Origin of the sequence: Desulforhabdus sp. TSK (assembly GCF_022836495.1) — a bacterium.
GTDB lineage: Bacteria > Desulfobacterota > Syntrophobacteria > Syntrophobacterales > Syntrophobacteraceae > Desulforhabdus.
Genome location: NZ_BQXM01000004.1, coordinates 61,845 through 83,770, shown reverse-complemented (window position 1 = coordinate 83,770; position 21,926 = coordinate 61,845). Strand labels below are relative to the sequence as shown.

The 21,926-nt window shown below is 55.5% G+C and carries 20 protein-coding genes and 1 tRNA gene; 10 read left to right on the top strand and 11 right to left on the bottom strand.

From position 1 onward, the window contains the following. Nucleotides 1-16: 16 nt before the first annotated feature. The 6 genes from MWC30_RS03975 (at nucleotide 17) to MWC30_RS03950 (ending at nucleotide 6,757) form a co-directional block, all read left to right on the top strand. Complete coding sequence (locus MWC30_RS03975) at nucleotides 17-1,375, top strand: sigma-54 dependent transcriptional regulator (protein WP_244082859.1); 1,359 nt, start codon at nucleotides 17-19, stop codon at nucleotides 1,373-1,375. Between the two features lie 309 nt (nucleotides 1,376-1,684). Next, nucleotides 1,685-2,851: an iron-containing alcohol dehydrogenase gene (locus tag MWC30_RS03970; RefSeq protein ID WP_244082858.1), complete on the top strand. Its 1,167-nt coding sequence runs from the start codon at nucleotides 1,685-1,687 to the stop codon at nucleotides 2,849-2,851. A 283-nt stretch (nucleotides 2,852-3,134) separates the two neighbouring features. Continuing rightward, on the top strand, nucleotides 3,135-3,707 hold the full coding sequence (locus MWC30_RS03965; protein ID WP_244082857.1) for a DUF4412 domain-containing protein: 573 nt from the start codon (nucleotides 3,135-3,137) through the stop codon (nucleotides 3,705-3,707). A gap of 171 nt (nucleotides 3,708-3,878) precedes the next feature. Next, on the top strand, nucleotides 3,879-4,607 hold the full coding sequence (sfsA, locus tag MWC30_RS03960; protein ID WP_244082856.1) for a DNA/RNA nuclease SfsA: 729 nt from the start codon (nucleotides 3,879-3,881) through the stop codon (nucleotides 4,605-4,607). Nucleotides 4,608-4,743: 136 nt separating this feature from the next. Beyond that, nucleotides 4,744-6,042, top strand: a complete 1,299-nt coding sequence (locus MWC30_RS03955; RefSeq protein WP_244082855.1) for a helix-turn-helix domain-containing protein — start codon at nucleotides 4,744-4,746, stop codon at nucleotides 6,040-6,042. A 214-nt stretch (nucleotides 6,043-6,256) separates the two neighbouring features. Next, entirely contained in the window at nucleotides 6,257-6,757 is a 501-nt protein-coding gene (locus tag MWC30_RS03950; RefSeq protein ID WP_244082854.1) for a PilZ domain-containing protein, read from the top strand. Between the two features lie 141 nt (nucleotides 6,758-6,898). Here the strand turns inward: MWC30_RS03950 and MWC30_RS03945 are convergent, their stop codons facing one another. From MWC30_RS03945 to MWC30_RS22840, 8 genes are all read right to left on the bottom strand, one after another. Further along, nucleotides 6,899-7,708, bottom strand: a complete 810-nt coding sequence (locus MWC30_RS03945) for a ZIP family metal transporter (RefSeq protein ID WP_368860796.1) — start codon at nucleotides 7,706-7,708, stop codon at nucleotides 6,899-6,901. Between the two features lie 5 nt (nucleotides 7,709-7,713). Next, a complete protein-coding gene (gene rfbB, locus MWC30_RS03940) occupies nucleotides 7,714-8,796 on the bottom strand; it encodes a dTDP-glucose 4,6-dehydratase (RefSeq protein WP_244082852.1) in 1,083 nt (360 codons plus the stop codon). Nucleotides 8,797-8,825: 29 nt separating this feature from the next. After that, nucleotides 8,826-9,557 carry a superoxide dismutase gene (locus MWC30_RS03935; protein ID WP_244082851.1) on the bottom strand — a complete coding sequence of 244 codons (732 nt, stop codon included), beginning with the start codon at nucleotides 9,555-9,557 and terminating at the stop codon, nucleotides 8,826-8,828. Nucleotides 9,558-9,592: 35 nt separating this feature from the next. Further along, nucleotides 9,593-10,876 carry a hypothetical protein gene (locus MWC30_RS03930; protein ID WP_244082850.1) on the bottom strand — a complete coding sequence of 428 codons (1,284 nt, stop codon included), beginning with the start codon at nucleotides 10,874-10,876 and terminating at the stop codon, nucleotides 9,593-9,595. Nucleotides 10,877-10,930: 54 nt separating this feature from the next. Next, nucleotides 10,931-12,403: a YdgA family protein gene (locus MWC30_RS03925; protein ID WP_244082849.1), complete on the bottom strand. Its 1,473-nt coding sequence runs from the start codon at nucleotides 12,401-12,403 to the stop codon at nucleotides 10,931-10,933. A 230-nt stretch (nucleotides 12,404-12,633) separates the two neighbouring features. Continuing rightward, nucleotides 12,634-13,365, bottom strand: a complete 732-nt coding sequence (locus MWC30_RS03920; RefSeq protein ID WP_244082848.1) for a hypothetical protein — start codon at nucleotides 13,363-13,365, stop codon at nucleotides 12,634-12,636. After that, a complete protein-coding gene (locus MWC30_RS03915) occupies nucleotides 13,347-14,639 on the bottom strand; it encodes an NAD(P)/FAD-dependent oxidoreductase (protein WP_244082847.1) in 1,293 nt (430 codons plus the stop codon). The genes MWC30_RS03920 and MWC30_RS03915 overlap by 19 nt, the downstream gene beginning before the upstream one ends. A gap of 563 nt (nucleotides 14,640-15,202) precedes the next feature. Beyond that, a complete protein-coding gene (locus MWC30_RS22840; protein ID WP_368860791.1) occupies nucleotides 15,203-15,637 on the bottom strand; it encodes a cyclic nucleotide-binding domain-containing protein in 435 nt (144 codons plus the stop codon). Between MWC30_RS22840 and MWC30_RS03910 the strand changes: the two genes are divergently transcribed. Together MWC30_RS03910 and MWC30_RS03905 are read left to right on the top strand one after the other, a co-directional pair. After that, a complete protein-coding gene (locus tag MWC30_RS03910) occupies nucleotides 15,533-15,829 on the top strand; it encodes a hypothetical protein (RefSeq protein WP_244082846.1) in 297 nt (98 codons plus the stop codon). The two genes, MWC30_RS22840 and MWC30_RS03910, sit on opposite strands and share 105 nt — an antisense overlap. A 253-nt stretch (nucleotides 15,830-16,082) precedes the next feature. Beyond that, entirely contained in the window at nucleotides 16,083-16,484 is a 402-nt protein-coding gene (locus tag MWC30_RS03905) for a hypothetical protein (protein WP_244082845.1), read from the top strand. A gap of 72 nt (nucleotides 16,485-16,556) precedes the next feature. On the opposite strand, the gene MWC30_RS03900 is transcribed toward MWC30_RS03905, so the two are convergent. Beyond that, nucleotides 16,557-16,632 (bottom strand) — tRNA-Val (locus MWC30_RS03900). 93 nt (nucleotides 16,633-16,725) lie between these two features. On the opposite strand from MWC30_RS03900, the gene MWC30_RS03895 reads away from it, so the two are divergent. Continuing rightward, on the top strand, nucleotides 16,726-17,412 hold the full coding sequence (locus MWC30_RS03895; protein ID WP_244082844.1) for a polysaccharide deacetylase family protein: 687 nt from the start codon (nucleotides 16,726-16,728) through the stop codon (nucleotides 17,410-17,412). A gap of 202 nt (nucleotides 17,413-17,614) precedes the next feature. After that, complete coding sequence (locus MWC30_RS03890; RefSeq protein WP_244082843.1) at nucleotides 17,615-18,172, top strand: N-acetyltransferase; 558 nt, start codon at nucleotides 17,615-17,617, stop codon at nucleotides 18,170-18,172. Between the two features lie 35 nt (nucleotides 18,173-18,207). Here MWC30_RS03890 and MWC30_RS03885 read toward each other — a convergent pair whose 3' ends face one another. Both MWC30_RS03885 and MWC30_RS03880 read right to left on the bottom strand, forming a co-directional pair. Then, on the bottom strand, nucleotides 18,208-20,193 hold the full coding sequence (locus tag MWC30_RS03885) for a methyl-accepting chemotaxis protein (protein ID WP_244082842.1): 1,986 nt from the start codon (nucleotides 20,191-20,193) through the stop codon (nucleotides 18,208-18,210). A 302-nt stretch (nucleotides 20,194-20,495) separates the two neighbouring features. Continuing rightward, complete coding sequence (locus tag MWC30_RS03880; protein WP_244082841.1) at nucleotides 20,496-21,902, bottom strand: sigma-54 dependent transcriptional regulator; 1,407 nt, start codon at nucleotides 21,900-21,902, stop codon at nucleotides 20,496-20,498. Nucleotides 21,903-21,926: the final 24 nt, after the last annotated feature.

Sequence of the window (21,926 nt, the reverse complement as noted above, 5' to 3'; positions counted from 1 at the left end):
GGCGGTTGGATCGATCATGGCGCCTTTTGAACCCATGCGCATTCTCGTGGTGGACGATGAAGAATCCATCCGCCGCCTCGCAAAGAAGGAATTTTCCGATCCCCATCGCAAGGTATGGACTGCCGGGAGCGCCCATGAGGCTTTCGAGCTGGTCCGCCGACAACAGGTTGATGTCATTGTGCTGGATATCCGGCTGCCGGATGGCGATGGGTTGGAGCTCCTGGAGCAATTCCGGGAAACGCTCCCCGATGTGGAAGTGATCATCATCACCGGCCATGGAAACATTGACAGCGCCGTTGAGGCCATGAAAAGCGGGGCCTACGATTACATCACCAAACCCTTTACCCTGGACCGGCTGGAGCTGGTCATCGAAAAAGCCTTTCAGCGCGTTCGCCTGCAGCGGGAGAATCGTCTCCTGCGGCACACACAGAGCTACCAGCCGTCGCCCCGCTTCATCGGTTCATCCGCAGCCATTCAGCACATCCAATATCTCATCGGAAAGGTCGCTCCCACAGATGTCCCGGTATTGATCACGGGAGAAAGCGGCGCAGGCAAAGACGTTGTAGCGCGGGCGATCCACGGCCTGAGCAGGCGTCAGGAGAACCCCCTCATCATCAAAAATTGCGGCACTCTCCAGAAGGAGCTCATCCGAAGCGAGCTTTTCGGCTACTGCAAGGGCGCTTTCACAGGGGCAACCGAGTCCCAGGAAGGGCTTCTGACCCTCGCTCACCAGGGGACCCTGTTCCTGGATGAAATTGGAGAGCTGCCCCTGGAGGTACAGGCTTCCCTCCTGCGAGTTCTGGAAAATCAGACCTTTCGGCGGGTGGGAGACAAACAGGAGCGGCAGGTGGACGTGCGCTTTCTTTTCGCCACCAATCGCAACCTGGCTGAAGAAGTGAAAGCCAGCCGGTTTCACGAGGCACTCTACCACCGGATCAACGTCTTCCAGTTGGATCTGCCTCCCTTGCGCCAGAGAAAAGAGGACATCCCTCTCCTCGTGGAATATTTCCTGGGCCTTCTGAGCGCGGGGAAGCCCCCCTGCCGCATTTCCAAAAATGTCATGCACCTGCTGATGGAATACTCCTGGCCCGGCAACGTTCGTGAACTGAGGAACGTCATGGAGCGGGGAATGATCCTTTCGGAAAATGGAATCATCACCGCCCAGGGCCTTCCCCGTGAACTGGCGGAACAGAACCGGTACAAGGGTACGGTGCTCCACGGGGAGCGTCCCCTGCTCTCCCTCTACGAGCTTGAAAAGCAGCACATTCAGCGGGTGCTGGAGCATACCTCGGGAAACCGGTCTCAGGCGTCGGACACTCTGGGCATCAGCCGCAAAACTCTGTATCGCAAGCTGAAGGAATATGGTCTCGAATGAGCTCCCCCGCCTGTTTGTATCGAATAAGGCACAGTGTTTCTCTTTGTCCCAATCTTCATCCTGATTGTATCAAGACGACACATCTTCATAAGATCGCGATATTATTAATAAAAAATAGTCATTGACACAGTCTGCTCGTGAAGCCCCCGTTATCCTGACCCATCCGAAAGCCTTCGATTCCTTCAGAATTCAATTTGCTTAACCTAATCTATTGTATTCATTGTCCTATTTAGATTGGTTCACTCCTTGCAAATTAGGCAGGCAACATGTGCAGGAGTTTTGAACCGCTTACAAAAGAAGGAGCTTACCATGGCCGCAGGAGAGCAGGTATTTGGATTCTACATTCCCACCGTGACGCTGATGGGCATTGGCGCCCATAAGCAATTGGGTGAACAGATCAAGACGCTGGGCTCCGCCAAGCCTTTCATATGCACCGACAAGGGCATCACGAAGGCCGGTCTGACCCAGAAGATCGTCGACCTCATCAAGCAGGACGCGGGAGTGGACTGCGTGGTTTTCGACGACACCATTCCCAACCCGACGGATACGAATGTCCATGACGGTTTGAAAATTTTCAAAGACAACGATTGTGACATGATCATTTCCCTCGGCGGCGGCAGCTCTCACGACTGCGGCAAGGGCATCGGCATTGTGGCCACCAACGGCGGAAGCATCCGCGACTATGAAGGGGTGAACAAGTCCACGAAGGCCATGCCCGCCTTCATTGCCATCAATACGACCGCCGGGACGGGAAGTGAGATGACCCGTTTCTGCATCATCACAGACACCAGCCGCAAGGTAAAAATGGCCATTGTCGACTGGAGAGTCACTCCCAATATCGCCATCAACGATCCCCTGCTCATGGTGGGCATGCCGCCGGCCCTCACCGCCGCTACCGGAATGGACGCCCTGACGCACGCTGTCGAGGCCTATGTGTCCACCATCGCCACCCCCGTCACGGACGCCTGCGCCCTCAAAGCCATTCAGCTCATTTCACAGAACCTGAGGGCTGCCGTGGCCCACGGAGGGGACATGGTCGCCCGGGACAACATGGCCTATGCTGAATATCTCGCAGGGATGGCCTTCAACAACGCCAGCCTCGGTCATGTGCATGCCATGGCGCATCAGTTGGGAGGCTTCTACGACCTGCCTCACGGCGTATGCAATGCCATTCTTCTGCCCCATGTGCAGCGCTTCAACATGATCGCCAAGGTGAGCCGATTCGTGGATATCGCCATTGCCATGGGAGAAGTGGTGGACGGACTGTCCCAGCGGGAAGCCGCTGAAAAAGCCCTGGAGGCCATCAAGACGCTCTCCGCCGACGTGGGGATCCCCGGCGGGTTGAAGGAGCTGGGTGTCCAGAAGCAGGATCTTCCCGTCATGGCGGAAAATGCCCAGAAAGATGCCTGCGGGCTCACCAACCCACGCTGCCCGACCCTGGAAGATGTCATTGAAATCTACAAGAACGCCATGTAACGGAAAGCCGGCGTGAACAAAAGGGGGGGCTGATGCCCCCTCTTTTGTTCGTCAAACCTGTTGACTGCCATTTTCCCCTGGTCTATAGAGTTCCTCTCAAGACAAAGTGCTCCACTCGCCTTTTCATCTCCATGGGATCTCTTCCCAGAAGATACTCCCCCTTCATTTGAGCGCATGCATTGGATTCCATTTTCTGATATATACGCAGTACGAATTTTGTTGTATGTTCGAGAACGCTTACAGAGATGACATAGAGAGGGGATTTTCGATGAAATGCGTGGAGATGAATAAATTTTTCGGGCTGCTGGCAGCAATGGCCCTGGGCATCCTGCTCGCCTCGACTCCGGTCTTATCCGCTGAATTTTCGGCGGACATGGTGTTCCAACCCAAGGGGGAAGACTCCATGATCGTGAAAGTCTATGTGAAAGGCAATAAAATGCGCCAGGAAGCCACTGAAGAAGGTGAACGGCAAATTGTCATCATCAGGGCGGACAAAAAGATCTCCTGGATGATCGATCCGGAAGAGAAGAAGTATATCGAGATGCCCTACGAAGAGGAGGGGAACCTTTTCGAGGAGTGGACCCAGGAGAAGCAGAAAAACGCAAAGTTTATAGCGGACGACCATGTTGCGGGGCTTCAGAGCAAGAAATACGAAGTCACCGAGGACGGGCAAAAGGTCACCGTATGGATTTCCACGAAATATTCCTTTCCCATTAAGGTCGAGGACCCGGAAGCCATCGTCGAGTACAAGAACATCAAGGACGGCCCCGTTGATGATGCTCTGTTCGAGCTCCCCGCCGGTTATGAGAAGATCGTCATGCCGGCCATGCCTGAGCCCTCTGAAACGGATCAGTAGCATAACAGTCATGAACACGACAGTGTTCACCCCCACCGATAGAAATCCCCCTTGTCCCCCCTTTGGTAAAGGGGGGAAACGCCATGCTTCCCCCTTTATCAAAGGGGGATTGAGGGGAATTTTCACGGTAATGCGTATAGATTGCCTTCCAGAGGCCTCAAAATTGAACGCATGTCTTGTTGCTCTTCCATAGAAGGCGAGCCCCTCATTCCCTTCCCTCCCGGGAGCCTTCCGGCCGTTTTCCTTCGGCGTGAAAAACGTTTTCTGGTGGAAGTGAGGGCCGGTTGCGAAACGTTCTGGGTCCACACGAACAATTCCGGGAGCATGATGGGACTCTTGAAGGTCGGCGCCGAAGTTCTGATCTCACCGGCGGAGCGTGCCGGACGGCGGTTGGCTTTTACCCTGGAGCTCGTGCGTGTGCAAGGCTTTTGGGTTGGTGTGAATACCCTGGTACCCAACCGTCTTCTCCGGGCTGCATGGCAGGCGGGCTTAATGCCGGAAACCGCCGGTTACGACACCTTCAAAAGTGAAGCGAAATACGGCAGGAGCCGCATTGACGGCTTTTTCAATGGACCGTCGGGCCCTCTTTGGGTGGAGAACAAGAATGTCACACTGGTGGAAGACGGGGTCGCCTATTTTCCAGATGCCGTGACGATCCGGGGACAAAAGCACCTCCAGGAGCTCATGGCGCTTGCCCGGCAGGGGCAGCGGACGGCATGCTTTTATGTCATCCAGAGGCCCGACGCAGACTGTTTCGCCCCGGCGGACTTCATTGATCCGGCCTTCACGGACCTTTTCCTGCAAGCTCAAGAAGCCGGAGTGGAAACATGGCCCTACCAGGCCCTTGCCTCTCCACAGGGTATCCGCCTCGGTAACCGTCTTCCCATGCGGTGGTTTTAGAATCCCTCAGCCATTGAGGATGACAATGCCCTGCTCTAGATCACGAGCAAAATGAGACCGGGGCGCATTTGAAAAATCGCATCGAGCGTGTCATCATAATCCCTCCTTGCTCCTTTTGACATTGAGGAAAGCAAACATGTCGGAAAGACTTCGTATCACTTCGGGCATCGGGCAACTGGATCGTATCCTGGGCGGCCTCTACATCGGCGACAATGTGGTATGGCACGACGACTCGGGGAGTCTCGCCTCGGTGTTTTGCCACAGCTTCATACAGGCTTCGCAAATTCAGAGTCGCCCCCTCATTTACGTCTGCTTCGACCGTTCTCCCAAGAACCTGCTGGAAAAACTCGGCCCACTGGCCGAGAACCCTCAACTCACCATACTGGATTGCTTCACCTGCGGTAAGGGGGCTAAATCACCAGTTTTTCTAAAATTTTATGAAGAAAACGGCACGGATTTCCCCTGCACCATTCTCCGTGTGGAAGAGCCCCGACGGATCGAATCGGTCACCGATGTCCTTTACGGCGTTCATGGAAACATGATCGGGGATGTGCGCTTCGTTTTCGAGAGTCTCACCGGGATGCAGGAGGTGTGGGGCGGCGAGGAGCACATTCTCAATTTTTACTCCCACTCCTGCCCACGGCTGTATGAGCTCAATACGGTGGCCTACTGGATCATGGAGAAGAAAGCCCATTCTCCGCGGCTTCGGGCGCATATCAGCCAGATTGCCCAGGTGGTCATCGAGCTTGGCATCAAGAGGGGCACAACCTCCCTGACAGTCCTCAAAGCCGAGAACCGGGACACGGAGGATATCCACAAACCGCATATCTATTGGGCAAAGGATTTGACGGTCACGTTCGATGAAGAAAAGCGCACGACGGGGGCCATCGATCTGGGTCTGCGCCTCAAGGAACTGCGCACGCGCAGAGGACTCTCGCAGACCGAGCTGTCCAAATTGGTGGGGGTCACGCCCAGCAGCATTTCCCAGATAGAGAGCAACCTGATCTACCCCTCTCTGCCTGCTCTCATGAAAATGGCCGAAGTGCTGTCGGTGGACGTCAGTGCTTTTTTCCATGAAAAGACGGAAGTCAAGAAGCGCATCATCTTTCCGTCCCAGGAGGCGGTGGACGTGAAAATCCCTGACTTTCCCGAGGGGAGCATTTCTGCAAAGCTTCTGACGCCCATTGACTTCGATCCCAAAGCGCAGCCCTACCTCATTGAAATTCCTTCGGGTAAAAGTATTTCCTCGCACTTTTTCATTCACAAGGGGGAGGAAATCGGCTATGTGCTTTCGGGAAAGTTGCAGGTAAGAATGGAAAAGGGGTCCTACAACCTGCGCTCAGGCGATGTCATCTACCTGACCTCTGAAATGCCCAACCAGTGGAAGAATCCAGGTCCCAACCCGGCCAAGATCCTCTGGATCAAGATCAAATGAGTATCTCTAGATGAGAAGCTGCTGAATTTTTCCGTAAAATAAGCTTGTATTACTTATAAAAGACTTATAGAGTGACTCTTAGCACGCAACACATTCACCCCATTCTCAGAGCGGTACGGGCAGATGTGAATGCTTCAGAAGTCTATCTGCACTCACGGAGAGTATGCCGCTCAGTCAGTTCTGGTTTTTCTCGAAAAAGGAGCATAGGAAAGCCGTGAAAAAGGACGTCATCTACAGCATGAGAATGAATAAGGGCGTGCGGGAGGCTCTCAGAAAAGCCGCTCATCGCGAGTGTCGCACGGTCGCCTCTCTTCTGGACAAGATCATCGCCGATTATCTTGCCAAGGAGGGGTTCGCTCTGCGAGAAGGCTTCATGGAAGAAAGGCGCAAGTATCCCCGCAAGGAGACGACGCTTCTGGCGACCACACACCTGCAGACGGGGGACCGCGTCGAAACGCTGGCGGGTGTGATCCTCGATATTTCCCTCGGAGGGGTTCTGGTTTCTTATCCCAAGGGTTCCAAGTTCAAAATCACTTCCCTTGGTCAGCTTCCTCATTTCAGCCTTTCGCTCCATCTGCCCAATCTCGATGAAATGGTGCATCTGGACTGCGATGCACGCCGCATCCTGGACAATGGCAATCAAATTCAGGTAGGAGCGATCTTCAGGGAAATGAACGAAAGCACCGAGCAGAAACTGAGAGCATACCTGAGTTGAGGAGATCCAAGCAGCGGCATTTCCAAGGAAAGCGCCCGTCAACGATACATTTTTCGGAGATTTTTCCGCAGGGGGGGTTGCGCGCCCGTTTCGGCCAGACGGGGATTTTCGAGTGCGAACGTCGGGACGCCGGCGGGGACCTCAACCGAGTGCAACATCCAGAACCATCATGACCACAAAGCCCACCATGCAGCAGAGTGTGGAAAAATCTGAATTGCCGCTCCGCTGGGACTCCGGAATCACCTCCTCCACCACCACAAAGATCATCGCTCCTGCAGCAAAGCTCAAGGCATAGGGCAAGAGGGCCTGTGAGGTGACAACGACCGCCGCCCCCAGGACTCCTGCAATGGGCTCCACGACAGCGGAGAGCTGCCCATACCAGAAGCTCTTGGCTGCCGACACCCCTTCACGACGCAGGGGCATAGAAACAGCCATCCCTTCGGGAAAATTCTGCAACCCGATGCCCAGAGCCAGAGCGATCGCTCCGGCCAGCGTTGCGCCGGGATATTCCGCCGCCGCTGCTCCGAAGGCGACCCCCACGGCCAGACCTTCCGGGATGTTGTGGAGGGTGATGGCCAGCACGAGAAGAATGGATTTCTTCCACTGGGTGTGAATTCCCTCTGCTTCCTCCATGGGAGCCCCCAGGTGCAGGTGTGGAAGAATTTTGTCTATGCCTCTGAGGAAAAATCCGCCCAGGAGGAATCCTGTCGCTGCGGGAATCCAGGCAGGCAGGGACTTCCCCTCGGCCATTTCCAGGGCGGGCGCGAGGAGGGACCAATAGCTGGCAGCGATCATGACCCCTGCCGCAAAGCCAAGCATCCCGTCCAGCAATTTTTGGTTCATTGTCCGGGAGGTAAACACCACCGCGGATCCCAGCGCGGTGACAAACCAAGTGAAGCCCGTCCCGCAGAGTGCCTGCAGGACGGGGGGCCATTCCTTGAAGATATCGATCAGGATCATGACTGCTTTCTATCGGAAATCGTATAGTGCTTCAGTATCCACTCACGGTACGCTCCCGATTGCACAGACCGCACCCAGCTGGGATTCTCGATGTACCACTGGATGGTTTTCCTGATACCCGTTTCAAAAGTCTCCTCCGGCTTCCATCCCAGCTCACGATGAATCTTCGAAGTATCGATGGCATAACGCCGATCGTGGCCGGGCCGGTCCCGAACGTATGCGATGAGGGAGGAATGGGGGGAATGGGCTGCGTCGGGAAAGAGCTCGTCCAGAACGGCGCAAATCCTGGCAACTACCTGCACATTGGTTTTTTCGCAGGACCCGCCGATGTTGTAGACTTCCCCCACTCTCCCGGCTTCCCAAACCAGGTGCAGCGCCCGGCAGTGGTCTTCCACATAGAGCCAGTCCCGGACATTCTGCCCATCGCCATAGATGGGAAGGGGCTTTCCTGCCATTCCATTCAGGATCATGAGGGGAATGAGCTTTTCCGGGAACTGTCGCGGGCCGTAATTGTTGGAGCAATTGGTCGTAAGGGTCGGAAGCCCGTACGTATGGAAATAAGCCCTCACGAGATGATCTGCCGCGGCCTTGGAGGCTGAATAAGGGCTGTTGGGTGCGTAAGGGGTCTTTTCGCTGAAAGGGTGCTCCCGCGGCCCCAGAGATCCATAGACCTCATCGGTGGAAACCTGCAGAAACCGGAACTCTTTGCGTTCCACGCCCGACATGCCCTCCCAGTAATGCAGGACCTCTTCCAACAGATGAAAGGTCCCGACAATATTGGTTTGAATGAAGTCGTCGGGACCGACGATGGATCGATCCACATGGGACTCTGCAGCAAAATTGAAGACTGCGTCCGGGTGATATCTGTTCAACAATTCCCGCAGGAGGTCACGGTCTCGAATGTCTCCCTGCACAAAGATGTGCTCCGGATCATCCTCCAGGGATTCCAGATTCATCAGATTGCCCGCATAAGTCAGCCGGTCCACATTGATGATGCGCATTGTGGAGCGTCGCTTGCAATGCAGGACGAAATTGCTGCCGATAAAGCCGGCGCCCCCTGTTACCAACCAGGTTCTCATAAAGGTTTCAGCTCCTGCCGTCTATGAGATCACACCAGATTCTTCGCTGCAAAATCCCAATTGACCAGATGGTTTAAAAAAGCACTGATGTAGTCCTTGCGGCGGTTCTGATAATCCAGGTAATAGGCATGCTCCCATACATCTAACGTGAGGAGGGGAGTCGATCCTCCCGTAATGGGAGTCTGTGCATTGGATGTCTGGAGTATTTTGAGGGTATCGCCTTCCTTGACGAGCCAGGCCCACCCGCTCCCGAACAGAGTGGCCGCGGCATCGGAAAAGGATTGTTTGAAGGTGTCGAAGCTCCCGAAAGCAGCCTCGATCTTCTTGGCCAGATCGCCTGAAGGAGCACCTCCGCCGCCCGGCTTCATGCTCTGCCAGTAAAACGTATGGTTCCACACTTGAGCGGCATTGTTGAAAAGCGCCTCCTCTCCGGCTTTTCCAGCGGTCCCCTTGACGATCTCTTCCAGGGATGCTCCAGCCCATCGGGTGCCCTGCACCATTTTGTTGACGTTGTCCAAATAGCCCTTGTGATGAGCACCATAGTGGAATCCGACGGTGCGCGAAGAGATGGAAGGAGCCAGTGCATTCTCCTCGTACGGAAGGACTGGAAGCTTCAAGGGATTCTTTTCCGCTGCGGCCCTGACTGTCGAAGCCAGGGGCGACAGTTCTGCGGCAAGCAGCGCGCTTCCCACGATGGCCGTTTTCAAAAAGAACCTTCTGCTCTCCCTGCTCTCATCCCGTGTTTCCCTGTTCTTTTCCATCAAGCCACCTCCTTGTGCGGTGATTGGGCATGTTGTCAGAACCTCAGCTTCTCCGGAGCCACCAGGAGCAGCGCCCCGAGTATCAGGAGGAGAACGCCTCCCACGAAACTGGTGAGTCGCGAATATTTTGTGGTGAGACTCATCTTTTCGATACTCCAGATGGCCAGTGCGAAGACCGCCAGGTCATCGAGCATGTAGAAAAGAATGTAGATGCCCATGTGAATTTCACGTCTCAGAAACGGAACATCGTTGAGGTCGAGGATTTTAGTGTACGCCTGTGGGATGCCGATGGAGCAGGCAAACTCCACCACATTGACCGACAGAGCAATCCCGAGGATTCCCAGAATCACCAGGGGGGTCAGAGTCTGGTTGGAAAGGAATTGCAGGCGTTGAAGGGTCTGCGCGCGCTTTTCCAAGTTCGTCAGCTTGCAGGTGCCGTCGAATGTCGCGAACTCCCACAGGAAAAAAATTCCTCCCCCGACGGCAATCAGTCCAATGATGGGGGTTACGATCCGATCTGCCCGGATGAAGTCGAAAGCGAGGAACCAGGAGTTCAGAATCAGAAAATACATGATCCCCTGGGCCAGAATGAAAAGGCCTGCAAACTGGATCATTCGCTTCACGGAGCCGACCTGTGCCAGGGCCGTCAGGAAGGCCACCAGCACCCACATGGCACAGGGATTGAACCCGTCCACCAGGCCGAGCACCACTGAAAGGACCGGCAGAGTGAACTGCTTCAGGTCCACGCTCCCCAGGAGGGGAATGTCCAGGCTGAAGGTTTCTTCTCCTGCACCCGGCCGGCACGATGTAGTGGGGCCTGTGATGGGACAGACACTTCCCCCGCCGGCGGAAGAGAGATTTCCCACCAGCAATTCCTCCACGGTCGCCTTCATGTCTTCGGTCTGGAGCAGCTCCCGGATCTGCTTCCCGGTAGTTTCAGGTCCTGCGTAGCCCACGAGGAATTTACGGCCAATGACCGTGATGGGGGTGACCTTGGGAAGATCGTATTTGTCCGTCAACTGGTCGAAAAGCCTTCGTGTCTCCGGGAGATCAACGTCCATACCGCGAATGCGCAGCGGTCCCCATTCCTTCTGGAGAGCGGCGAGAAACTCTTTCTCCTTCTTGCAGTGCCCACAATCTTCCCTCCAAAACAGGGTCACCGTGGGAACCGCCGACTCCTCCCCCTGTCCGGCAATGCCCGGAAAGATGGTCGTGGGATGAAATGAGATCAGCAAAATCCACAGAACCAGGACACTCTGTTGGATCCGCCCCGAATGAAACTGAAAACGTGCAGGATGGAGCACCACGCATTCTCCCATTCAGATTCCGGGCTGAGCTTGGTGAAGCCTTGCAAACCGCTGCCCGGGCAAGGCTCATTGCATGAAGTCTTGAAGCTGCAACGGGCGCCCATTCAGCACCGTTTGGCCATCATCGAAGGTTGCATGAAGGCTGTAAACGCCGTTATCCAGTACCAGAACATTTTGTGCCGTCAGGGATTGAAGTTGTTCGGCAGCCATGCTGGACGCCATGGTGTCCATGAGTCCTTCTGCGAGTCCCTTTCCCAGCCCTTCTCCTCCATGGGCAAGGATCTGGCCTTTGATTATATTGGACACTGCACGCTTTACAAGATCTTCTCCGGCTTTCAACTGGACGTCTGCAGTCAGGGCTGAAGGCAGTTGGGACAGATCCGGGCTGGACTTCCACCTGTCCCCATCAACAGTCACCTTTCCGGTTCCTGCGAAATCCCCGAAAGGGGTTTTAAACTCCATGCGGGTGATCTCCACCTCGGGGGAGGTTTTGAGCAGGGCGGCCAGAATGTCCAGGTATTCAGCCTGCAGCTTTTCCTGCAGCGCTTCGGCAGAAAGGGACGGATCCGCCGCTTCCACCCGGTTGGCCGTTCCCTGCAATCTGACGATGGATGCCGCATCGAGGTTCCGAATCTCCATCTGAAAGACCCCCGGGCCATACCGGCTCCCGTCTATCTGGATCTCTCCTGCTTCCAGGGCAAGCCCGTAAGTGATGGATTCATCCGAGGCCCCGGCGGTCGTGCTCATCTTCAGGCCCTGGACCAGAACCGTGTGGAAATCCCCATTCTCCTCCTTGGGAACGAAATCAAAATTCGGGACATCGAAGGCAGCCTCCCCGAGCCACAAGCCGTGAGCTCCCTCCTGCATCCTGAAAGTGTGCTGCATGGTCTGGAGCTTCAGATCGACATCCTTTGCCGAAACTTGCAGGCCGGGCATGCGCACCGTGCCATTGAACCTTTTCAAATCCGCCGAGAAATCCATTCGGAGAAAAAGGCCCTTCCAGTCCACGGTCGCCCCGTCTTTGTCGTCGTAAGTATATTGAAAGGCAGGAATAACAAAATGATCTTCCCCACTCCCGTTCAGATGGATGAGGGTGTAGTTCCGCATGGACGCCAGCTCTGGAATTTTCTCGAACAGCTCCTTCAGCTTGCTCTGGGCTTCCGGATCCAGCACCATGCGCGTTTCGATGAACGCCATGCAGGGCTTCCATCGCACCTGCCCTTCCGGGGATTTGGCGCCGAAAGGAAAAGGGCCGTGATAAATCTCGTGGTCCAGGGTGAACCGCACCGGTGCCATTTCCCGGGAGGCCATGGCCGGGTGCTGCAGTGTCACGGCGGTTCGCGCCTTTGAAACCCAAAAACCCCGGTGATAACTTTCATTGACAAAACGGATGGATTTAACCTGGCCGCCCTCGGAGGCCCGTTCAAGCATGGCTTTGTACTGTTCCTCCGTTCTGACGGCGAACCAGTGTGTAGCCCCCGCCCACAGTGCCGAAAGCAAAAGAAGCGCTACGACGATACCGACAATGATCTTTCGCACCCTGTTCTCCTTTTTTTCAGGAGTGTACCATGTTTCGGTGCATTTGATCCAATGCTCAGTGGGGGGAAGCCGTGCTATGCGGGCATTTTTTAGATTATTTATAATGAAATTGAGATGATCAGGAACACCCCCCCGCTCGAAGCACGCGGGGGGATCAGGATTGTTGATTTAACGTCACCCCGGTGAAAAACGGGGTCCGGATGGAGGGGCGCATTCATCCACTCACGGCGTCATGACGATTCCTGCGGCTCTCCTTCCTTTTCCACCTGCGGGGCTCCATTCATCTGCTTGATTTTCCCCAGGGCCTTTGTCATCTCCACGGCAACCCCCAGCCCGTTGCGCCCATCCTTATTCATCAGTCGAAACGCCATGCCCAGGGGGCCGGTGGGTTTGCATTCCGCAAGATTCATCTGTGCGGGCAGATTCATGAGCTGCTCCAGCAGATCAATGGTCGCCGGCTCGGAAAGTTTGCGGATGATCCCGTGCATCCGGACGAATCCGTCTCCCATGGCCTCGATATCCTCGGGACTGTAGTTCTCGGCAATCTTGGCATACATTCCGATCATGGCGCGATTGATGCGGAAAATGCCCTTTTGCTCCAGCTCATCCAGCTTATCGATGAAATGGGGCACGGCCACTTTCAGCATGGGCTCCATGTCATTCCACCAGTCGATGAGGTTTTCCAGCTGCTCGAGGGCCCAGGTCAGATGGCGGAAGCTCAAGAGCAGGCGTTTCACCGTCCCCAGGATATCCTCCAGCTGGAATCCCGTTTCCACCTCCGCCAGCTCTTCGGTGAGCAGCCTGGCCGAGGGGCTCATGAGGAGACTCATATCCTTCCCCAGGTCCACCAGGCTGTCCAATGGACGGGCAAAAGACTCGAGCCGTTCTTCAAGGCCGGCTATCCGATCCAGTTTTTCCTCGATCTTGGCAAGACGCTCCAGAATCAATGCTTCGTCGGACATGAGATGCTCCTTTGTCTCAGCGGCATTTCCAAATCGGGGGAGAGAATGCCCCGGACCTTGCCGGCCAGCACGAACTGGTTTTCAAGAGGCAGGTGGCTGCCCTTGAGCATCAGGTTGTAGTAAACCCAGCGAAACATCATTTTACCGACATAATTGGAAAAACTCACGCCCAGAAGGTCGAAGGGGCCCAGGCCCGGGAAGGGGAATTTCCCCGGCAACGGCTCGATTTTATAGTTGAAGTCGAGAAGAGACCCCTTCTCGTAGCCGGTGACGACGTAGCAGGTAGAATGCCCGTCGTACCCCGGCCTGGGGGCATGTCCGTCAATTTCCCGCTTCAAGTTGTCCACCAGGACGTCCGCCTCGTAATGTGCCACAGACCCGGCCTTGGAGGTGGGAACGTTGGCTGCATCGCCGATGACATAGATGTTGTCGAATTTTTTGGATTTGAGCGTGTTGTGATCCGTTTCCATGTAGCCCATGGGATCGCCCATTTCACTGTCGATAATATATTGCGCACCGAAATTTGGAGGGATCGCCACCAGGAGGTCATAGTTCACCTCTCGGCAGTCATAACTGCTGATGACCTTGCGTTCCGGGTCCACCGAGGAAAGCTGGAAAGTGGGCGTCACCTTGATGTTTTTCTCTTCGCAGACCTGCCCCAGGATCTCGGCGGCCTTGGGCTTGGTGAAGGCTCCGGGCAGTGGGGTGACCAGTTCGATTTCGACGTGATCCCTCACGCCGTTCACCGTGAAGAACCAGTCGGCCATAAAAACGAATTCCAGGGGAGCCACCGGACATTTGAAGGGCAGTTCGGCGATATTGAGCACGACACGCCCCTTGTCGAAATATTTCAGCTTGTCGGCGAGAGCCACAGCCCCGTCCAGAGTGTAAAAATTGTGAATATCCTTCCCCCAGCCGGGCCCCGCCATCCCCTCGACCTCGCCGGGGACGATGCGGCAGCCGGTGCCTATCACCAGCCAGTCATAAGGAAAGGTATACTGTTTCGTTCGGACCTGTTTCTGTTGGGGATCGACGGCGACGATTTCATCCAGGACAAAGTTCACCCCTGAGGGTACATACCTGGTCTTGGGCTTGACGCAGTCGTCCTTCGTGTAAATGCCGAAGGGGATAAAAAGCCATCCGGGCTGATAGTGGTGCTGCCAGTCCTGGTCGATGACGGTGATTTTCCACTCCCGTTCGGAGAGCTTTTCACGCATCTTCGCAGCCACGATCGTGCCGCCGGTACCGTGTCCCAAAATTACAAGTCTCTTCATGCCTAAGGCTCCTTTCCGGTTGAACGGTTGGATAAATCTTCCTGCACAAACTTTTTGGTGGACCGGAAAATAAAAGTCTACATTCGAGCTCGGAAACTGCAACGGACAGGTGGAATTCCATCATTCTTAGCACGGTTGAGAAAATTGCTTCATTGACTTAAGTCAAAGGTGCTCCTCTTTCTGACAGTAGGAAATCAACGATGGATGGCGGCTTGCGCTGCACCTTCGGACGCTGGCGTGAACGCCGCCCGAGAATGCGTGAAGGGATCGCTCTCGAATGGGCAAATCGACCGCTGGGTCATTTCAAGAGATTGTAATCAGCACGACAACGAGACATTCAGGCTCCTTCGCCCTCATTTGGGGGGAGAGGGCTGGGGAGAGGGGGCCTGCAAAGTCAATTTTCCCTCATCTCGGTCCTCTCCCTGAGGGGAGGCGGCGTCTTCGGATCCGCATGGCGTCTGGATCTATCATTATAGTAGTAACTTGGGGGACAACAGCATCAGGAACTGCCGCCGGCAGAGCGGGAATCCCCACGACGGACCCGGGCACCTGTTCCCAAAGAATCAGAAATTCATATGGTTAAGAAGTTGAGCCCGCGTAGCATGAAGCCGCTCCTCCATCACCTGTCCACACCGCCACATCAGTTCAAATCCGAGCTGGTAGTCCTCCCAGCACTTTTCCATCATGCATTTGGCATTGAGTGTGATGGCTGTAGTATCCTCGACGACCCTGGCGCAGAAATGCCCGCGGTACGGTGGAAAAAGCCATGACCATCCTACAACGCCCCCTGGACCGAGGGTCATGATGGCCGTGGGGTCCTGTCCCGGCATGTGCAGCACAATCGCTATCTTCCCAGTTTGCAGCAGGTAGAGTCGCTCCGCTGGCTCCCCCTCATGAAAAATGAATCCGCCGGCCGCGAAGCTTTCCGCATTTGCGCAATCGGCAAGAAGCTCTATGTGGGTGGATTGAAAGTCTTTGAAAAACGGATGACTGAGCAAGCCCTTTTTTATCTCGTCCCTATAAATTCCTCCTTCAGTAAACAACCTAATGGCATCGATTCGACCGCAAATCTCGCATCAACATCAGGTCCAGCGACTCCGGCAGAATACACCACAACTTCATCTTTTGCACCGCCCCCATTTGTCGAACGATGCAACTCCCCATTTTCCATTTCCAGGAAGGCCGCCTAAATTTTATACAAAAAACAAATGATTTCGAACTTTATTTCACATCTTGCTACGACAATCCATGATTAAATTTTTTCCCTTCTAGGAACCGATCCACTTTCCAAGGTCGCGCCGTGAAGGCGAAAGCCGCAAGGAGGCTCGGGACGAGGTTATGTTACGGGCTCTTTACTTTCACAGGACATTTTCTTATGTTGTGCACATTGTGCTTGATCCATGGAAATTGACCTGCCAATCCTCCCACAAGATAAGGTGATCTATGAAAGCGGTAGTGTTCGGCATTTCGATGTTTTTCCTGGCGGGTTGCGCGACCGGGCCCGTACTGTATCCCAACCCCCATCTCCAGGAGGTCGGTGAGGCTCAGGCCCAAAAGGACATTGCAGAATGCGAGGTTCTCGCCGATCAGTATGTCAAATCCGATGCGGGCATTGAAGCGGCCAAAAGTACGGCTGTGGGTGCGGCGGGAGGGACAGTGATCGGCGGGGCCGCCGGAGCTGTGACAGGAAACCTGGGGCGTGGATTCGGGGTTGGCGCCGCCACCGGCGCTGCGGCGGGTCTCGTGCACGGCATCATCAAGGCGTCGGAGCCCAGTCCTATTTTCAAGAATTTCATGGTGCGCTGCCTCCAGGAAAAGGGCTATGAAGTCATCGGGTGGGAATGACGGTCTGCATGGGTTGGGTGGGAATAAAAAAAGGCTGACCCTGCCGAGTCAGCCCGATGTTTTTTTCAAGAATGGTGGGCGGAAGAGGATTCGAACCTCCGACTTCCACCGTGTGAGGATGGCACTCTCACCGCTGAGTTACCCGCCCATCTAATGTGGGGGCTTTATACAACAGAAATGGAACATGCGCAATAAAAATCTCCTGGCATACTCTCCGCGCGCGGGCGCAGCAGGCAATAGTATGAAAATGAAGCTCATCGCCGGCATGGGTACGATCCTCTGGACACTGGCTACCCTGCCAGTCGCGGGAGAGGTGATCACCCGAGTGGCGACACAGGAAAAATGCGTAGCGCTGACCTTCGATGCCTGCGAAACCAAGACTCCCTCGTGGCTCGACAAAACGATCCTGGATTTCGTTGAAAAGGAGCAGATCCCCTGCACCATTTTTGTCAGTGGAAAATTTGCCGTGAGAAACCGCTCGGAGCTTCAGAGGATCTCCCGGTATGAATTCATACGCCTGGAAAACCATTCGTTAAACCATTTCCAGCACATGGAAAAACTGTCCGACGAAGCTCAAAAGAGGGAAATCCTGGAGGCTGAAAAGCTCGTGGAAGAGATTACCGGCAGGAAGCCGATCTTTTTTCGTTTTCCGGCAGGGAATCACGATGCGAATACGCTCCGGGTAGTGCAGCTCCTGGGGTACCGGGTCGTACACTGGACTTTCCCCAGCGGAGATCCTGACCGTGGGGAAACGGCTCCCAAATTGACGCGATGGGTGGTTTCCAAAGCGACGCCTGGAAGTATTCTCATTTTTCATATCAATGGACGCGGCTATCATACGGGGGAAGCACTGCCCGGCATTGTCCGGGAGCTCAAGGGCAAGGGCTACCGTTTCGTCAGCCTCGAAGAGCTTATTCGACTCCGCTAAGGTGCGTCCTTAGTACACGTGCACAGAATAAGGTGTCCATTTCGCCCCTCGTCATGCCGGCAGTTTTTTAGCCGGCATCCAGTTTTTTCTGTGGATTCCGGCAAAAGACTGCCGGAATGACGAGGAAACGAATTTTTAGACAGCCTCTAAGTTTGAGTGAACATGTTACGGCTGCCCCCCCCAGAAAGAGTCCATCAAGAGAATGGAACGTGACAGACCCCCTCAAAACCATCCAACCCGGGACGCGCTTCACATCGAACTGCCCCATTGCAGCCTCGTTGTCCTGGACGAAGACCAGAGTGCCGGCCTCAGCCGCCGACTGGCGGCAATGGAACCCTGGCGGACCCTTGGCTATCGTCCAGAAACCCTGCTGAATTATCTTCATCGACATGACGCCGGCCTCGACCGGCATGCCATCGTCATAGAGGGGCAAACTGCCGGTGTCCTTTCAGTAAGATATCCGTGGCTCATGGGACCATACATCGAGCTGTTCGCCATTCTGGGAGAGTATGGTGGGAAGGGGCTGGGTGGGGAGGTGCTGCAGTGGGTGGAATCGCGTTTCCTGGCGAATTCGAGGAACCTGTGGGCGACTGTTTCTGCCTTCAACACACTTGCACGCTCTTTCTATCGGCGACAAGGGTTTGAAGAAGTTGCTCGCATCAAAGACCTCGTGATACCCGGGTTCGATGAGATTCTCCTTCGAAAGCATCTGGCAGGTAAGCAAGCCGGGAGCCCTCTCGTGACTCCCGACCCTGGATGACGCTCCCAGAAGTTACCCGGTTCCCGCAGGAACTGTCAGAAGTGCTCGAAGCTCTCCTCTTCAAAGGTTATGGCCTGTCTGGGAATGCCGGCATGGGGCGCTGCCGCCGCTTTTTTTGGAGAGAGCAGAACCCTGGGCGTCTCTCTCCTCCTCCCGGCAACGACTGACAGGACCGGATGGCTTCGCTGGGGCTCCTTTCCGTTTCTCCCGGCCGTGCCCCCCACCATGGCGACAAGCTCACCCACCATGTCCTTCATGGTTTCAGCCTGAGCATTCATTTCCTCCGAGGCTGATGCCGATTCCTCAGCGCTGGCCGCATTCTGCTGCGTCACCTTGTCCATTTCCGTCACTGCCCGATTGATCTGGTCGATTCCCTGAGCCTGTTCACTCGACGCTGCACTGATTTCGCCCACGAGCTCCGCTGCTTTGTTGGAAGCGTTGGCCACTTGTTGAAAGGCCTCGTTGGTCTGAGCAACCAGGGACGATCCATCCTTTACCTTCTTGACGGTTCCTTCGATGAGGCTCGCCGTGTTTTTGGCAGCCTCCGCAGCCCGCAGCGCCAGGTTTCGCACTTCGTCGGCCACTACGGCGAAACCTGCTCCCGCCTCCCCCGCGCGGGCGGCTTCCACGGCTGCGTTCAAAGCCAGCAGGTTGGTCTGAAACGCAATTTCATCGATGGTCTTGATAATTTTGGATGTCTCTTCACTGGCCTGAGAAATCTCCGTCATGGACCCCGTCAACCGCTCCATGGAAACGTTGGCCGTCTCGACAACCTGCCGGGCTTCGCTCATCAGGGTGTTGGCCTGCCGGGCATTGTCCGCGTTCTGCCGGGTCATGGAAGACATTTCCTCGAGAGAAGACGAGGTCTCTTCAATGGCTGCCGCCTGCTGACTCGCTCCCTCCGCCAGGGACTGGCTGGTGGACGATACCTGTCCTGAAGCTGACGCCACCTGGTCTGCCCCTCCACCCAGTCCGTCGATGATGCGGCGCAGAGGAGCCGTAATGGATCGCGTGAGGACCAGGGCAAGAGCTATACCCAGGATCAAGGCGAAAGATAGCCCGATGAGCATGGTCGTGGATGCGGCACCGAGAGAATCCGATGCACTGTTGGCAATCTGGGAAGTCTGTTCTATCGCTGCTTTCATCAGATTTTTGGAAATTTCCATGGCTTTGTATCCGGCACTCACTCGAGCGGTGTTGAGCCGCTCCAACTCCATGGCAATGTCGCTGTATTGTTGCATGGCCGCCTTGTAATTGGCGGCTGCCTTACGAATCTCCTCGATCTGCTGCTGATTGGCAGCCTGGCGCGTGATGGATGATAGATCCTGGAGCTTTTTTTCGATGACGGGAAAAATCTTTTGAATGCCCTCCGCCATGTGCTGGTTGTCCCGCTGTGCTTGCGAGCGCAGATTGGCGATGCGGGCCGCATTCCCTAATTCTCTGATGTCTTCTGCCAGTTTCAATTTTTTCAGGCGCTCCGTCAGGGCATCGTGGGCGGATCCCTGCTGCATTTCGGCGGCGAGGGCTTCATTCTGACTCTTTGTGAATGCCTCGATTTCAGACATATACTTCTCAGCCTGCTCCTGCATGTAAGCAGTGATTTTGGCCAGCTCGTTGACGTTTTTCTCCGTTTCCCTGATGAGCCGGTCATACTCCGTCATGGACTCTGCAGCTTCACCGACAGATGCCTTCAACTGGGTCAGGTGAAGGGCCGCGGCAGCAAGAGCTTCAGCTTTCTTCAGTGTCTCTTTTACTTCCGCCATGGCCGCCAGGCCTTCTTCATGGAACCGTTTCTCTCCCGTGTACCCATACGCCCTGATGGCAAACATGGTGCTGAAAACATTCCGTTCAAACTCACTGCCGATGAGGGTTTCCGGTACGTACTCCCGCGAGAGTATCACCGATTTCGACTCGATTCCCTTCATTTTGACCACCGCCAGCCCCCCCAACCCCAGTGCGAGGATGATGAGAATGCCAAATCCACCCAAAATCTTTGTCCCCAGTTTCATTCCCTTGAACATTTCTTTTCCTCCTGAATTTGTACTCATGCCCCCGAGGTGTTACCTTCTTTCTGCCCGACAGGCAGGTCCCGCCTGGTCGAGAACGGCGCGTGCTGGACCATCCTGGGAGAAGCCTTTGAGCAGAATCCATGCCACTGAATGCCAGGCATCCGAAGCCTTCTCCCTACGGCGCGGAAGGCCCGTCCAGTGCATAGCCAGCCTGCAGGCGTCCCGGGAGAAGAGCCATGTGGTGTCCTGTTTTCAGGACAAATTCCCAAAAATGAGACTCAGGGGGAGGAAACTGCCGGGAAGCATCCGGGGCATCACTCCGTGGGCCTGATGCCATGCAGCTTCAGGAGACTGTAGAGGCGGGAGCGGGATAGTCCGGACAGTCGGCAAGCCTGCCGGATGTTTCCACGCGTGTGAGCCATCAGATTTTGAAGGTATTGTCGGTCCATGGCTTCGCGATACTCACGAAGCGGGAGCGGGGCTTCGGGCTCCAGGTCGGGCTGGAGACGGGGAGGTACCGATTGACCCGCTCTGATGAGCGAGTGTTGAGCCAGGAAGATGCGGATATCTTCGGGCAGATGCTTGGGATAAAGGGTTGGCTCGTAATGAGCGGAAGCCACGGCGCTTTCCATGGCATGGAAGAGCTCGCGAACGTTCCCCGGCCAGGGATAATGCGTCAGGGCTTCGATGAATTCAGGCACAAACCCTTTGAGGCCGATCCTGTGCCGTTCGCAGATCCTGGCGAGGTGATGCACCGCCAGTTCAAAAATGTCCCCGTTGCGCTCTCGCAGCGGCGGCAGCTCAATGGAGAAGGTTCTCAGGCGGAAGAGCAGATCTTCCCGGAACGCTCCCTCCGCCGCCATGCGAGAGAGGTTTCGGTTGGTGGCTGCTACCAGCCTGAAATCGCTGGAGACCTCCGTTCTGCTGCCCAGGGGACGGAACCGTCTCTCCTGCAGGACGCGCAGGAAAGCCTTCTGAAGGCTGAGGGGGAGTTCTCCCACCTCGTCCAGAAAGAGCATTCCTCCGTCGGCCTGCTTGATCAGCCCCTCTCTGGGACAGTCGGCCCCGGTAAAGGCTCCTTTTGTATGTCCGAAAAGGAGGCTCTCCACGAGAGTTTCTGGAAGAACGGAGCAGTCCAGCACAACAAAAGATTGGGAAGCTCGCGGGCTGTTCCCGTGCACGGCCAGCGCGAAGAGCTCTTTGCCTGTACCGGTTTCGCCCGTGATAAGGATGCTGGCCTCCGTGGGAGCGGCCCGGGCCAGCAAATCGAAACTGGCCAGGAGCTGGGGGCTCCTGCCTACAATGCCTTCCCGTTTCAAAACCATCACACCAGCGGCATGAGAACGGGCGAGCTTTTCTTCCCTGTATTGAAGGGCTCGCACGAAAGGCAGCATCATGTGCTGGATGGAAGCTGGCTTTTCGATATAGTCCCAGGCCCCGCTGCGAATGGCCAGGGCTGCACCATCGGCATCCCCCGCCCCGGTGATGATGATCACTTCGGGACCAGAAGGGGTTTGGGACAGGATCGGTAGTGCGTCCAGTCCACTGCCGTCGGGCAGGTTCACATCCAGGAAGACAACATCGAACTCTTCAGCAGAGAGTGCGGCTATCCCCTCATCAAGAGTGTGAGCGCAGGTGGGCTCGTGTCCTCTTTTCCGGACCATCACTGCCAGCAGGGCGCACATGTCCTGATCGTCATCTATGATCAATACATTGCTCATGGAGCTCACATACACATACGCCCG